Source organism: Micromonospora sp. LOL_021 (genome assembly GCF_048060215.1).
Lineage (GTDB): Bacteria > Actinomycetota > Actinomycetes > Mycobacteriales > Micromonosporaceae > Micromonospora_E.
Window position 1 is genome coordinate 168,819 of sequence record NZ_JBHMIN010000001.1, and the last position, 13,246, is coordinate 182,064.

Genomic DNA, 13,246 nt, shown 5'->3' on the forward strand with positions numbered 1-13,246 from the left:
CAGAGAGGAAGCCCGTTACATGCGCAGAACCCTTGCCGGCACGCTCGCAGCGGCGGTGCTCGCCGGCGTCACGGCCGTCGCCATTCAGGTGATGGTCGGTGGAGCCGCCGCGCCGGCCCGCGCCGTCGCCGCTGATCCGTACTCCTGGCGCAACGTCCGGATCGATGGCGGCGGCTTCGTGCCGGGCATCGTCTTCAACGAGACCGAACGCGATCTCGTCTACGCCCGGACCGACATCGGCGGTGCCTACCGCTGGAACCAGGCCGACCAGGCGTGGATCCCACTACTGGACTGGGTGGGCTGGGACCGCTGGGGCTGGAACGGTGTCCTCAGCCTGGCCACTGACCCGGTGCAGACCAACCGGCTGTACGCGGCGGTCGGCATGTACACCAACGACTGGGATCCGAACAACGGCGCGATCCTGCGCTCCACCGACAAGGGCGACACCTGGCAGGCGACCGAGTTGCCGTTCAAGGTCGGCGGCAACATGCCTGGCCGGGGCATGGGGGAGCGGCTGGCGGTCGACCCGAACGACAACCGGGTCGTCTACTTCGGCGCCGAGAACGGCAACGGCCTGTGGCGCAGCACTGACTACGGCCAGAGCTGGGCCGAGGTGACCAGCTTCCCGAACCCCGGCAACTGGGCCGAGGATCCCGCCGACCCGAACGGGTACCTCGACCACCAGCCCGGAGTGGTCTGGGTGACCTTCGACGAGGCCACGGGCAGCGCCGGCAGTCGTACCCCGCACATCTATGTCGGGGTGGCTGACCTGCAGAACACCGTTTACCGCAGCACCGACGCCGGGGTGACCTGGCAGCAGCTCGCCGGCCAGCCGACCGGCTTCATCGCCCACCGGGGCGAGATCGACCACGCCACCGGCACCCTCTACATCGCCACCAGCGACAACGGCGGGCCGTACGCTGGCGACCACGGCGACGTCTGGAAGTACGCCACCGCGACCGGCGAGTGGACCCGGATCAGCCCGACGCCGTCGGACGACACCACGAACAACTGGTACGGCTACTCCGGGCTGAGCGTGGACCGAAGCAACCCGGGCACGGTGATGGTGACCGGGTACAGCTCGTGGTGGCCGGACACGTTCATTTACCGCAGCACCGACGGTGGCGCGACCTGGACGTCGTTCTGGGAGATGACATATCCGAACCGGACCAACCACTACACCATGGACATCAGCGACTCGCCGTGGCTGTCCTGGGGGGCCAACCCGCCGCTGCCGGAGGTCACCCCGAAGCTCGGCTGGATGACCGAGGCGCTGGCGATCGACCCGCACGATCCGGACCGGTTCATGTACGGCACCGGTGCCACCATCTACGGCTCCACCAACCTCACCGCACTGGACGACGGCGGCACGGTCGCCATCCGTACCATGGTCGAGGGCCTGGAGGAGACCGCGGTGCTCGACCTGGTCAGCCCGCCGACCGGCGACGCGTTCCTGATCTCCGGGCTCGGCGACATCGGTGGGTTCCGGCACACCGACCCGGACACGGCGCCGGCGATGATGCACGACCAGCCCAACCTCTCCGGCAACACCAGCATCGACTACGCCGAGCTGAATCCGCAGCAGATGGTCCGGGTCGGCAACGGCGACTCCGGAGTCAGCCACATCGCCTACTCGTACAGCTCCGGGGCCAACTGGTACGCCGGCAGCGAGCCCGCCGGCGTCACCTCCGGCGGTACGGTCGCCGTCGCGGCCGACGGTGGCGCGGTGGTGTGGAGCCCGGGCGGGGTCGGCGTGCACCACGCGAGCACCTTCGGCGGCGGGTTCAGCCCGTCCACCGGGGTGCCGGCCGGGGCGCGGGTGGAGGCCGACCGGGTCGACGGCGACACGTTCTACGCCTACGCCGACGGGCAGTTCTACGTGAGCACCGACAGGGGCCGCAGCTTCGTCGTCTCGGCGGCCACCGGTCTGCCGGCCGAGCCAGGTCGGTTCGCCACGGTCGCCGGCCACGAAGGTCACATCTGGCTGGCCGGCGACTCCGGCCTGTTCCGTTCCACCGACTCCGGTGCCACGTTCAGCCAGGTGCCCGGCGTCACCGCCGGTCGCAACGTCGGGTTCGGCAAGGCCGCACCCGGAGCCGGCTACCACGCCGTCTTCCTGGTCGGCACGATCGACGGGGTCACCGGGGTGTTCCGCTCCGACGACGCCGGTGCCAGCTGGGTGCGGATCAACGACGACCAGCATCAGTACGGCAACATGGGCGACGCGATCACCGGCGATCCCCGGGTGTACGGCCGGGTGTACCTCGGCACCAACGGCCGCGGCATCCTGATGGCGGACCGGCTCGGTGCCCCGCCGTCACCCACCGTCGGCCCGACCCCGTCCGGCAGCCCGTCGGTAAGTCCGAGCCCGTCGGTGAGTCCGAGCCCGTCGGTGAGTCCCACCACGGGGCCGAGTCCGTCGGTGAGTCCGAGTGGCAGCCCCACGCCCGGGCCGACCACCCCGCCGCCGGGCGGATGCACGGCGGTCTACCAGGTAACCGGCTCCTGGCAGGGCGGCTTCCAGGGTGAGGTCCGGGTGACCAACACCGGCAGCGCCGGGATCACCGGCTGGACGGTGACCTGGACTTTCCCCGACGGTCAGCGGATCACCCAGCTCTGGGGCGGGCAGCATACGCAGGCCGGTGACGATGTCACGGTCCGCAACGTCTCGTGGAACGGTGACCTCGGTCCCGGGGGCAGCACCACACTGGGTTTTCTGGCCGACTGGACAGCGGGTAACCGAGTGCCGGCGGGCGTGAGCTGCGCAGCGGACTGAGCCGGGTGGCGGGTTCTTGACCAGGGGCGGCGTCGATGTCGGTCGACGCCGCCCCGGCGGTCGTGCTGCGGTCGGTGCCGGATCACCGTCGCGGGGTACTGCCGGTCGGCTCGTCCACGTCGACGAACTCGATCCGGGCCTCGTCGGACGGCTCGCCGGGCCGGAGCACCGACCGGGTCATCGCCCCGGCCAGCCAGCCGAGGGCCACTCCGGCAGCCGCCGCACCGGCGAGCCACGCCCACGGCATTGCCCGACGACGGCCAGCGAGCGCGTCGACGGCCGCCCGCGCCCGGTGCCGCGCCTCTGCGCTGGCCGGGCCCATCCGCGCTCCGGTGTCAGTGGCGAGGTTCGAGGTGTGGCGGCGGGCCAGACGAGCGGCGTCACCGGCGGAGTCGACTGCCGAGACCAGTTGGGCCCAGGCCTGGTCGGTGACGCGTTGCGGCTTGTGGCGGCGCTCCATCAGGTTGGTCGCGAACATGCTGCTACCTCCTCCAGCGCCACGGCTGCCGGAAGCGCCCGGCAGGCTGTGGCGCGCTGCGGTTGCCTCCACGTGCCCAGCCCTGGTCGGCTGCAAACCCCCTCGTCGTCGTGCCGTTGCGGCTGTCTTCTGTCGTACCGGGCCGCTACTGTTGGGACGACAGCCGGCGCAGAGCCGGAGGCCGGTGGGCACCGGTAGGTTCGTGGTCAGCACCTCTGGCGCCCGCGCCTCAACGAATCGTGCCCCGGGTGTCCGTGCCGTAGCTCAGCGCGCAGGGGGCTATGATGCGGGATGTCTGATTGTTAGCGATTATTGTGCCCGTCGGATGCGGATCCGGCCCGGCGAAAGCTGGCGGTGACGCCCGCACCGGAATACTCTCGGTCGCGGCCCGCGTACTGACGAGACGCCCGAATGGGCGAGTGGAGGTGCTCGCGTGAGCCTGTCGGTTGTCACATCGACGCTGCCTGGCGCAGTGGTCGAGATTTCACCACAGGGTGAGATCGACGTGGATACCGCGCACGAGGTGCGCGAAGCGGTGCAGGCGGTGCTGACCAACGGCCGTCCGACCCGAATTCAGCTGAACATGCGGCTGGTGACGTTCATCGATTCGGTGGGCATCAGCGCGATGGTTGCCGGTTTCCAGGCAGCCGAGGTGAGCGGCATCAAGCTGGTGGTGACCGAGCCGAGCCGGTTCGTGCACCGTCAGTTGTGGGTCACCGGGCTGCTCGGCCTGTTCGGCGCTCCCGAGCCGTACGTCGGCGACGGCGTCGAGCGCGAGGTGCCGCTCTCCTGAACCTCGCGGCTGGTCGGTGGCGGCCGGCCGCACCTCGAACGGCTGATTAGGGCCGTGTTAACACCCGGCGGTAGATCTTGTCGGTAGCGCTGTCCTGCCGGAAGATGGTCCATCGTGACATGGTTGCTGGTGGGTACCACCATTCTCCGGCGCTATGTCCTTCTTCGTCCGATCGGTCGTGGTGGGGTGTCGGTCGTCTACCAGGCGATCGACGTCGACTCGGCCCGACCCTTCGCGATCAAGTTGTTGGCGCCAGCCGCCGCTGGCGACCGGCGGGCCAGGGACGACATCCGCCGGGAGGCGTCGATCACCCAGCGGTTACGGCATCCGAGCGTGCCCCGCGTCTACGACGTCGGTGAACTGCCGCTACCCGGGGGCGGCACGTCGTCGTACGTCGTCATGGAGCTGATCTGCGGCGAGTCGCTGGCGGACCGGCTGACCGGCGGTCCGTTGCCCTGGCCTACCGCCGTGCGCACGGCGGCCACCGCCGCAGACGTGCTGGCGGTGGCCCACCGGCGAGGCGTGGTGCACCGGGATCTCACCGCCGGCAACGTGATGTTGACCCGGTCCGGTGCCATGATCATTGATTTCGGGTTGGCCCGGTTGGCGGGTCCGCCGACGGCCGGCCAGCCGTCGGGAACGGTGGCCGGCTCCGGCCGACCGGGCGACGACGTCTACTCCCTCGGCGTCTTGCTCTACCACATGCTGACCGGGCGGTTGCCGTACCCGGGGGTCCGCCCGGGGTCGCCGGTGACCGGCGTGCGGACCGGGGCCCTGGCGCCCACTCCGGTGCTGACGGTCGCCGGATTGCCACGTCCCGTAGCCGATCTCTGCCGGGCCTGCATGAGTAAGCGTCCGGAGAACCGGCCGACCAGCGTCGAGGCGGCGTTCGCGCTCTGGAATCTGCTCGGCGACCGCGACCGCGAGCGCCTCAGCAACAGCGCCAGCGACTGCGGTATCGACAGGGCGACTGACGGCGTTTTGCCCCAGATCTGTTAGTTGTTGGTCATTCTGGGGTATTGTGCAAGATGTGGTGGATATCCGGGAAGTGAATCCGTCGCCCCGGCACGTCCGGCATCGTCGACGGTGAGGACCCTTTCCCGGCGCTGCGCGTCGGGAAAGGGTTCCTCCTCCTCCGACAGTCGATCCTGAAGCGGTCGGATCAGCCGATCCGGAACGGCACCCGCAGGGTCGACCGACCGGCGTCGGCGCTCGCCGCGTCGACCCGAACCGTGGTCGGTGCGTTACCGATCGCGTTCCACAGCTCCAGCCGCACGCACCCGTTGCTCATCGCCCGGAATTCACCCGAGGCGGACCGCAGTCCGGCGCTCTGCCGGTAGGACTCGGTGCCGGGCACCGGGTCGGTGGCGAAGTAGTGGTAGGTCTCCGTACGGCTGTAGGTGCCCGAGCCGGTGAAGTCGTACGACACCCGGGCCTGGATGCCCGCACCGACCGAGGTACCCGCGTCCACCTGAAGGTCGAACGCGGTGGCCGCCGACCGGTACGCACCGGTCAACCCGCAGGCCCGGAAGGTGACCGGGTTGTGCGGCGTACCGTCGTAGTTCGCACCGCCGGCCGACGGCACCGTGACCGTCGTCGCGTTCGCCCCGGCGGTGTTGCTCAGCACCCCGGCGGACCGCAGGTGGAACAGGTCCGAGGTGACCGGCGGGGTGGTCGGGCCCGGCGTGGGCGAGGCCGGCGGCGTGGGGGACAGGCTCGGCGACGGGTTCGGGGTGGTCGGGGCGCCGGCGGCGTTGCCGCCGCTCCAGGTATGCGCCCCGGTGGTAGCGGTCCGGCCGGCCGGCACGGTCATCCGGGTGCCGTCGGAGAAGGTGACCGTGACCGGTGACCCGGTGATGTTGCTCGCCACGTAGGTGCGGGCGCCGTTGCGGTTGAACACCGCGTACAACGGAGTGTTCGCGGTGACGCCGGTGTCGACCCGGCCCAACGCTGCCAGGTTGCGCACCCAGTGGAACGTGTGCGCCCGGCTCTCGCCCTCCTCGACCGGGTAGTTGGGGTTCGCCCGCAGGTTGGTCAGGGCGGCGTTGGCGTCGCCGAGCGCCTGGAACGACCAGAGGACGTCCTGCCAGACCGTCGGCGGGCCGCCGTTGTTGGTGACCAGCGCGTTCCAGTTGGTGGCGATGTAGTTTGGCCGGTAGCCGAGGTAGAGCGAGCCACCGGTGATCGGCAGCATGTTGATGCCCTGGATCATCTCCGGTTCGGCGCTGAACCAGGTGGCGTACGCCCCGCCGTCACCCCAGACCATGCCGACCGACCGGTGTCCGAAGGTGGCCGGGAAGTTGGTGTCGGAGGAGTCGAGCCAGTACTCCTGGATGGCCGCCGACTGGGTGGTGTAGATGTACAGTCCGGCGTCGCGGATCGCGGTGTTGCCGGTGGCCAGGCCCCACTGGATCAGGGCGTTGGCGAAGTTCATCCCCTCCGAGGACGACTCCTGGTTGTTGCCGGCGAAGAACGCTCCGTGCCCGGCGGCCCAGTCATGGCCGGCGTAGACGTCGAAGTCACGCAGGAACGGGAACATCGGGTCGTTGCGGTCCCAGCTGTTCGCGTCGCGGATCAGCAGGTTGACCATGCCGCCGTACTGGTTGGCCGATGCCCAGGTGGGGTCGAACTTGGCCAGCGTCGCGGCTGCGGCGATGTAGTAGCCGTAGTGGAAGTGGTGGTCGTTGAGATCGGTGTCGGAGCCGTACGAGGCGGGGTAGCCAACCAGGGTGCCCCACGCCTGGTCGTAGAAGAACACCCGTTCGGCCTTGCCCGGGCTGGCGGTGAACCAGTCGGTCAGCCGGTTGCGGATCGCGGCGAGCAGGTGGTCGCGTTGAGCGGTCCGGCCGAGCTGGTCGGCGATCTCGGCCAGCCGGGCGGCCCGGCCGAGCGCCTTGCCGGTCCAGTAGGTGTCGTTGTCGAAGCCGGCGAGCGGATCGCCGGACGCGGCCTGGTCCAGGTGGGCGGTGAGTGTGGCGAGGTCGGCACCGGCGCTGGTGGCCACCGCGGGCACCTCCGGCAGTACGCCGTGGAAGCGCATCGCGGTCCGGAACGACGTCGCGCCGACCAGGTTGCGCATCGGGCCGCGGGCCGACACGTAGGTCTCGGCGATCGGGCTGCCGCCATCGAGGTGCTTCCACTGGTGCGGGTAGAGGGAGACGACCGTGCCGGTGGCGGAGCCCTCCCGGGCCGTGGTGGTGAAGCTGTAGGTGGCGTCGACCGTGCTGCTGGCCTGGTCGTAGCTCCAGCTGACCCGGGTGCCGGTGACGTGGGCGTGGGCGTACTGGCTGTAGCTGTCCATCAGGGCGGTACGTCGCGCGGCGCTGATGCCGGCTCCGGTGGGCAGCAGCGCCACCGAGAAGTAGCCGCGGCCGGCGAGGGTGGAGCTGATCGTGGTCCCGTTGACGGTCCAGGTCGCGCCGCTGGGAGCGTAGGCGACGTAGTCGTGGCCGCGCATCGAGAATCCGACGCGGGTGCCGCTGTGGTGCCAGACCGTCGGGGTGCCGGGGAACGACAGCTGTGCGTTACCGCCGGTGACCTGGGCGTACACGAACGGCAGGCCGTGGCCGACGGTGGCGCGCAGCGTGCGGGCACCGTCGGACCAGTACGGGCTGACGGTCCAGTCGGTCCAGCCGTCGACCTTGACGTCCGGGGCGTTGAGTCCGGCGACGCCGAGGGTGAACTCCCGGGTGTACGGGTAGTGGTACTCGCCGACGCCGGTCGACGTGCCGGAGATCGCCGCCTCGGTGGTGTAGGAGACCCCGAGACCGCCGGAGGTCGGCTGGAACGACATCGGGTGGGCGTGCAGCGGGTCGGAGTACGCGCAGTTGTAGCGCTTGAACAGTAGCGACGACCACCAGTCGTTGGTGGGTACGGCACCGGTCGGCGCGTTGCCGGTCACGTACTGCCGGGGGTTGGCGGAGATGTTGCCGCAGGCGGTCGGGGCGGCGGCACCGGCCGGGCGGGTGGTGGTGTAGCTGCCGGCGCCGACGGTGGCGGCGTCGGCGGTGCGCAGTACGCCGAAGATCAGTCCGGCGGCGGCCAGCGCCGTCACGGTGGTGGCTGCCAGGATCCGGCGCGGCGTACGACCTGTTCGCGCGCCACGGATCGACAGGTTCATGGTGCCTCCGGGTTGGGTAGGGCGCGGTCCACGATCGCGAAAAATTTCACGCCCATTAATGAGTTATTGCCAGGAGGTCATCAGACATGCGGGCTTCTGTCAATATCCCGACATGAACTTTCGTGAATCCGGCACGGCGTCGGGGTGGTCGGTTGACAGCTGCGCTGCCGCTGCTATATATCTAGCTGTGAGAGCGCTCTCTCGCTCTCGCGAGCCGCAATGTGGCCTGCGTGAGCCGGGTGTGACTGCGTGGTGGTAGAGCGCTCTCGCGTGGTTGCCGGTGGCCGTCGGTCGATATGCCGATCGGTCTTTCCGTGCTGCCCGAGGCTCCCTCGCGCCGTTTATCGGCGCCGACAGGAATCGTGTTCCGGGAATGCGCTGCGGCGACTCGGGGGATTACCGACGAGCCGGAGGGGCCGTCGGTTCGTAGTCGTGCGGGGGCGGACGGCCACGTCGGTGGCCGTCCGCCCCCGCACGTGCGACGTCAGTACACCGACAGGTGCACGTGGTTCGTGTGGTCGCTGGACGGGTCGCCACCTGCGCCGCTGTACGTCTTCCAGCCGCTGCTGGGCAGCCAGATCCGCTTGTACCAGATCACGTAGAGCACGCCGAGTCGGTCGGCGTTGTTGATGTAGTAGTTCGCGAGGTTGTCGCCGTAGCTCTTGTCGCCACCGGTCGCGACTCCACCGAAGCCGTTGGGCTGGGCGGCGAAGTCACACGCCCGGCCCTTGGGGTGCTCGCCGGAACTGCCGTTGCGGAAGCAGGACACGTAACGGGTGAAGCCGGCAGCCTTCGCCTGGTTCAGGGCATGCAGCGTACGAGGCGTGATGCAGCCGGAGGTGGTGGGGTCGTCGACGCTGCACGACTCGGCCGGCCAGGAGCCGTTGGCGTTGCGCGGGGCCGGGGTCGCCGACGCGCTGGCTGAGCCGGAGCCGGACGAACCGGAGGATCCTGAGCCGGAGGATCCGCTGGCGGCGGCCCGCTCGGCCTCCTCCGCCGCCTGCTGCCTCGCCCGCTCCTCAGCCTCCTCCTCGGCGGCGACCGCGACGGCCAGGGCCCGCTCCGCCTGGTTTCGGCGCTGGTCCATGATGGTGACCTGCTTCTGCTGCTCCCGGATCTCATGCTCGATCGCAGCCTTGGACCTGGTCACCTGGTCACGGGTGCGGTACAGCTCGCGGAGCTGCTTCTCCTCGTTGGCGGTCACCGCGCTCAGCGCCGCCGCCCGGTCGATGAACCCCTCCGGTGAGGTGCTGTTGAGCAGAGCGGAGACCGGGCCGAGCCGGCCGTTGCGGTACGCGCGGTCGACGATGTGCCCGACGCTCCTGTTTCGTTGCTCCAGCTCAGCACCGACCGTGGTGAGCTGCTCGGACAGCTTCTTCTGCCGGCCCTTCGAATGGTTGAGCGCCGCCTTGGCGTCGATCCAGCCTTTCGAGGCCGCATCGAGCTGCTTGCGCAGGCTGTCGGTGCCGCCCTCGTCTTCGACCCGGTCGGGTCGGTTCGTGGGCAGGGCGGCTCCGGCCGGCGAGCCGATCGGGGTGCCGGTGACGGCCATCAGGGCGGCGGTCAACGCAGCCAATAACGCGAATCGGGTTTTCCTGTGGACTGTGCGTGACACTGTGCGTTCCTTCCGTCAGCCGCCGACCGGGTTAGCTGACGGGTTCGGGACGGAAGATCCCTACCGCGTAACGCGGATGCACCCCAGGTACGTGGTTCCCCGGCTCGCCGTACGGCGATTAGGCGACGGCCGCCGCGGGCGCCGGAGGGGCGCCGCCCGAGCGGAGACCGGGGCCGACACTACCGGTTCCCCGGGTTGCCGTCCCGGTATCGATAGCCGTGTTATGTCCAGAAAAATCAGAAATATATGTATATCGTAGCTGTCAACGTCGCGGTAAGGTCACGAAACTTAAGCATCTGCTAATCACCAGTCGGTCGGTCCACAGGAGTCGGCGGGGGCCAGTGGCTCGATCTGCAGCGTCGCGTGCTCGATACCGAACTCGTCGTGCAGGGCCGTCCGGGCGTCCCGCAGCACCGTGCCGACGTCGACCGACGAGGTCACGGCCAGGTGCGCCGAGGCCACCTCCATGCCCGGGGTGAGCGTCCAGACGTGCAGGTCGTGCACGTCGCAGACGCCCGGCACAGTGGCCAGTCGGCTGCGGACCCGGTCGACCTCCACGTGCTCCGGCGCCGCCTGCACCAGGATGCGCAGCGCGGCCCGGGCAAGTCGCCAGGTACGCGGCAGGATGAACACCCCGACACCGACGGCGACCAGTGGGTCGGCGTACCACCAGCCGGTGGTGGCGATCACCGTGGCGGCCACCAGCACCCCCACTGAGCCGAGCAGGTCGCCGAGCACCTCCAGGTAGGCGCCGCGTACGTTGAGGCTCTCCCGGGCCCCCTGGCGCAGCAGGGCGAAGGCGACGATGTTGGCGAGCAGCCCGGCGACCGCCACCACCAGCATCGGGCCGACCGTGACCGGCTCCGGATCGGCGAACCGGCGGGCCGCTTCCACCAGGACGTAGAGCGCGACCCCGGCGAGTAGTACGGCGTTCGCCAGCGCGGCGAGTACCTCGAGGCGGTAGAGGCCGAAGGTGCGCTGCGGCTCCCCGGTCGGTCGTCGGGTCGCGGCGATCGCCGCGAGCGCCATGCCGATGCCGAGTACGTCGGTGAACATGTGCCCGGCGTCGGACAGCAGCGCCAGGGAGCTGGTCGCCAGCGCGGTGACCGCCTCGACGACCATGAAGACCGCCAGCAGGGCGAAGGCCGCCCAGAGACGCCCGTAGTGTCGCTGGCCGGTGCTCCCGGCACCGTGATCGTGTCCGGCTCCCACGCCTGCCACCCTCCGTCGCCCGGCGTTTCGTCAGCAGACTAATGCTCACATGGCAATATGTGCAATCGAATCCGGGTCGAGGTCGATGGTGACCAGCCGCTGTGTCGCCCGGGAGAGCGCGACGTAGAGCGTGCGCACCCCGGCCTCGGACTCGGCACGGATATCCTCGCCGGCCACCAGCACCACCGCGTCGTACTCCATGCCCTTCGCCTGCAGGCTCGACACCACCTGCAGCCGCGAGGTCGCCAGCTCGGCGAGCCAGCCGGCGACCTCGTCCCGCCGGGCCACCGCGGCGATGACGCCGACCGTCCCCTCCACGGCTGCCAGCATCTCGGCGGTCGCGTTACGGACGGCAGCCGGCAGCACCGTCGCAGATACCCGGTCCCGGCGCGGTGCCACCCCGGTCGATCGGACCGCCGTCGGCAACGGGGCATCCGGAGCGACCTCGCGGATCACCCCGGCGGCCAGTTCGAAGATCTCCGCCGGGTTGCGGTAGTTCGTGGTCAGCCCGAACTCCCGCCGCGGCCGCCGGCCCAACGCCCGGTCCCGGGCCTGGGCGAGCTCGGCCGGATCCCCGGTCCACGCGGTCTGCGCCGGATCCCCGACCACCGTCCAGGAGGCGAGCCGGCCCCGGCGCCCGATCATCCGCCACTGCATCGGCGACACGTCCTGCGCCTCGTCGACCACCACGTGGGCGTACTCCCGGTAGTCGGCCGGCCGATCCCGGGCGGCGGCCCGGGCCGCCCGGTCCCGGTCGGCGAAGGTCGTCACCTCACGGACCCCGCCGGTCACCTGGAACGGATCCCGGTGCCGACGGCGGGGCTGCGGCGGCCGGCCGAGCAGTTCGTCCAACTCGTCCAGCAGCGCCACGTCCGCGATCGTCGGCCCGTGGCCCGCCAGGTCACCGAACGCGTCGGCCAGCGCCGTGATCTCGGCCGGGCCGAGCACGCCCCGCGCGTACCGACGCAGCCGGTCCGGCCGGGCCAGCCAGCCCAGCACGTGTCGCGGCAGCAACCGGGGCCACCAGGCCCGCAGGAAGTCCCGGAAATCGTCCCGGTCCGACAACTCGTCCTCGAACTCGGCCTGTCCGGGCAGCCGGGCCGGGGCCACCAACTGCCGGGCCTGCGCCCACAACGCCTCGAACAACCCGTCGATACCGGCCCGCCGGACCTCGTTGCGCCGCGCCCCCCGGGGCAGCGCACGGGCCCGGATGCCGTCCAGCTCCGGGCCGCGCAGCCGCAGCAACTGCCCCCGGTAGAGCAGCCGTAGCTCGGTCGGCCCGTCCGGTACCGCGTCACGTACCGCCTGTTCCAGTACCCGCCGCATCCGCAGCGACCCCTTCACCACGGCGACCGCCGCCGGATCCGTCCGGGTCGCCGACACCCCAGGCAGCAGCGACCCCAGCGACCTCAGGGTGGCGCTCTCCTCACCCAGGGCGGGCAGCACCGCGGCGATGTACTCGACGAAGACCCCGGTCGGGCCGACGACCAGGATGCCGCCGCCAGCGAACCGGCTCCGGTCCGAATAGAGCAGGTACGCCGCCCGGTGCAGCGCGACCGCGGTCTTGCCGGTGCCGGGGCCGCCCGAGACGATCGTCACCCCGGTGGCGGGCGACCGGATGGCCTGGTCCTGCTCCTGCTGGATGGTGGCCACGATGTCGCGCATCCCACGTCCCTTGGCGCGGGCCAGGGTGGCCAGCAGCGCGCCGTCGCCGACCACCCGCATCCCGGCCGGCGCGGCCGCTGGGTCGAGCAGGTCGTCGGAGACGCCGGTGACCCGCTCGCCCCGGGACTGGATGGTGCGCCGCCGCACCACGCCCTGTGGTCGGGCCGGCGTCGCCTGGTAGAACGCGGCGGCGGCCGGGGCACGCCAGTCGATCAGCAGCGGCTCGGCCCGCTCGCCGCGCACCCCGAGCCGACCCACGTGCAGCACCGCGCCGTCGCGCAGATCGAGCCGGCCGAACACCAGCCCTTCGTGCTCGGCGTCGAGCAGATGCCGCCGCCGGGCCGCGTGGAAGACCATCGCGTCGCGCTCCACCAGGGCACCGACGTTGCCCACCCGGGCGAGGCGGTAGCCGTCTCGCTCGGCGCGTACCGCGTCCCGGCGTAGCTGTGCCAACCGGGCGTACACCCGGTCGACGTGCCGCTGCTCGGCGGCGATCTCCTGGTCCAACGTGGTGGCGTCGGTCAACGCTGCGGCTCCTGGGCGAGGGCGGGTCGGCCGGGGTAGGGCGGCCGGTCCGCCGGCGGACG

At 70.7% G+C, this 13,246-nt stretch carries 8 protein-coding genes and 1 riboswitch; of the genes, 3 read left to right on the forward strand and 5 right to left on the reverse strand.

The window, feature by feature from the left end; all coding sequences use genetic code 11:
- Positions 1 to 19 precede the first annotated feature (19 nt).
- The gene (locus ACFHWT_RS00820; RefSeq protein ID WP_416592669.1) at positions 20 to 2,776 is read left to right on the forward strand and encodes a cellulose binding domain-containing protein; all 2,757 of its coding nucleotides are present in this window, start codon (positions 20 to 22) and stop codon (positions 2,774 to 2,776) included.
- A gap of 82 nt (positions 2,777 to 2,858) precedes the next feature.
- Here ACFHWT_RS00820 and ACFHWT_RS00825 read toward each other — a convergent pair whose 3' ends face one another.
- Positions 2,859 to 3,254 carry a hypothetical protein gene (locus ACFHWT_RS00825; protein ID WP_416592670.1) on the reverse strand — a complete coding sequence of 132 codons (396 nt, stop codon included), beginning with the start codon at positions 3,252 to 3,254 and terminating at the stop codon, positions 2,859 to 2,861.
- A gap of 433 nt (positions 3,255 to 3,687) precedes the next feature.
- On the opposite strand from ACFHWT_RS00825, the gene ACFHWT_RS00830 reads away from it, so the two are divergent.
- Positions 3,688 to 4,047 carry an STAS domain-containing protein gene (locus tag ACFHWT_RS00830; protein ID WP_123602874.1) on the forward strand — a complete coding sequence of 120 codons (360 nt, stop codon included), beginning with the start codon at positions 3,688 to 3,690 and terminating at the stop codon, positions 4,045 to 4,047.
- Between the two features lie 129 nt (positions 4,048 to 4,176).
- Complete coding sequence (locus tag ACFHWT_RS00835) at positions 4,177 to 5,046, forward strand: serine/threonine-protein kinase (protein WP_416592882.1); 870 nt, start codon at positions 4,177 to 4,179, stop codon at positions 5,044 to 5,046.
- A gap of 163 nt (positions 5,047 to 5,209) precedes the next feature.
- Here the strand turns inward: ACFHWT_RS00835 and ACFHWT_RS00840 are convergent, their stop codons facing one another.
- The 4 genes from ACFHWT_RS00840 to ACFHWT_RS00855 all read right to left on the reverse strand — a co-directional run bounded on the left by ACFHWT_RS00840 (position 5,210) and on the right by ACFHWT_RS00855 (position 13,184).
- Positions 5,210 to 8,167, reverse strand: coding sequence for a glycosyl hydrolase (locus tag ACFHWT_RS00840; protein ID WP_416592671.1), 2,958 nt, complete (start codon positions 8,165 to 8,167; stop codon positions 5,210 to 5,212).
- A 484-nt stretch (positions 8,168 to 8,651) separates the two neighbouring features.
- The gene (locus ACFHWT_RS00845; RefSeq protein ID WP_416592883.1) at positions 8,652 to 9,719 is read right to left on the reverse strand and encodes a coiled-coil domain-containing protein; all 1,068 of its coding nucleotides are present in this window, start codon (positions 9,717 to 9,719) and stop codon (positions 8,652 to 8,654) included.
- A 67-nt stretch (positions 9,720 to 9,786) separates the two neighbouring features.
- Positions 9,787 to 9,917: riboswitch (cyclic di-AMP (ydaO/yuaA leader) on the reverse strand.
- A gap of 168 nt (positions 9,918 to 10,085) precedes the next feature.
- Complete coding sequence (locus ACFHWT_RS00850; RefSeq protein ID WP_416592672.1) at positions 10,086 to 10,994, reverse strand: cation diffusion facilitator family transporter; 909 nt, start codon at positions 10,992 to 10,994, stop codon at positions 10,086 to 10,088.
- Between the two features lie 45 nt (positions 10,995 to 11,039).
- On the reverse strand, positions 11,040 to 13,184 hold the full coding sequence (locus ACFHWT_RS00855) for a HelD family protein (protein ID WP_416592673.1): 2,145 nt from the start codon (positions 13,182 to 13,184) through the stop codon (positions 11,040 to 11,042).
- Positions 13,185 to 13,246: the final 62 nt, after the last annotated feature.

Bases quoted from the DNA above. Each gene is read 5' to 3' on its own strand.
- ACFHWT_RS00820 (WP_416592669.1), top strand. From the start codon at position 20: ATGCGCAGAACCCTTGCCGGCACGCTCGCAGCGGCGGTGCTCGCCGGC.
- ACFHWT_RS00825 (WP_416592670.1), bottom strand. From the start codon at position 3,254: ATGTTCGCGACCAACCTGATGGAGCGCCGCCACAAGCCGCAACGCGTC.
- ACFHWT_RS00840 (WP_416592671.1), bottom strand. From the start codon at position 8,167: ATGAACCTGTCGATCCGTGGCGCGCGAACAGGTCGTACGCCGCGCCGG.
- ACFHWT_RS00845 (WP_416592883.1), bottom strand. From the start codon at position 9,719: ATGGCCGTCACCGGCACCCCGATCGGCTCGCCGGCCGGAGCCGCCCTG.